Here is a 340-nt window from a genome sequence, read left to right as displayed (position 1 = left end):
CTCGATCTCAACATCGCACTCGTCGATGCACTGCTGGTAAAAGTCGTAGAGCGCAAGCGCCTGTTTCAAGGCAAATACGTGCTCGGGCTGGTAGTTGCCCACTAGCGCATTCCGAATGGTTTCAAGGCTTTCCTTGCAGCGGACGTCGCGCATCGCCGCCAGCCTGTCTGGATCGCGCTCACCAGCGACGATCGCACGGATGATCCGCAGTCCCGTGACACCCGTGATAGTCGCGATCACGTGGTGCAGTTGGATATTCATGAAGGTCAGCGCCTTCTGCATGTGCTGAATATGCGCGGCGGCATAGTCGGTGTGCTTTTCGCGGCAACGCAAGTATGCG

The 340-nt window shown here is 57.6% G+C and carries 1 pseudogene; it reads right to left on the bottom strand.

The features are described from left to right. Window positions 1–282, bottom strand: a pseudogene (locus ACSQ36_RS47035) (IS110 family transposase); the annotation flags it as partial. Window positions 283–340 lie beyond the last annotated feature (58 nt).

Source organism: Caballeronia sp. LjRoot34 (genome assembly GCF_964253815.1).
GTDB lineage: Bacteria > Pseudomonadota > Gammaproteobacteria > Burkholderiales > Burkholderiaceae > Caballeronia.
The sequence above is the reverse complement of the archived record's forward strand: the minus strand, read 5'-3'. Positions and strand labels throughout refer to the sequence as shown.